Annotated in this window: 1 protein-coding gene; it reads left to right on the top strand. The window is 63.3% G+C overall.

Translation table 11 applies throughout. From position 1 onward, the window contains the following. Window positions 1–392: 1-acyl-sn-glycerol-3-phosphate acyltransferase (locus tag RM812_RS42720; protein ID WP_394816622.1), on the top strand; the 392-nt coding region annotated here is incomplete at both ends.

Here is a 392-nt window from a genome sequence, read left to right as displayed (position 1 = left end):
GTATGCGCTGATCCAGCTGCGCAGCCAGCCCACGCACCGCGCGCGCATCATCGCCGCCAACAATATCTTGAACGCGCTGTTCATGATCGCCAGCTCGGTACTGGCCGGCGCGCTGCTGGGCGCGGGCTTCAGCATTCCGCAGATCTTTTTGTTCACCGGCATTGCGAATGCGCTGGTGGCGTTCTACATCTTCATGCTGGTGCCCGAGTACCTGCTGCGCTTCGTGGCATGGGTGCTGTCGCACTGCGTGTACCGCTTCAAGGTGCAGGGCGAGCAGCACATCCCCATCGAGGGCGCGGCCATCCTGGCCTGCAACCACGTCAGCTTTGTCGACGCGGTGCTGCTGATGGCGGCCAGCCCGCGGCCGATCATCTTTTTGATGGACCACCGCA

Origin of the sequence: Streptomyces lancefieldiae (assembly GCF_031845825.1) — a bacterium.
Lineage (GTDB): Bacteria > Actinomycetota > Actinomycetes > Streptomycetales > Streptomycetaceae > Streptomyces > Streptomyces lancefieldiae.
The sequence above is the reverse complement of the archived record's forward strand: the minus strand, read 5'-3'. Positions and strand labels throughout refer to the sequence as shown.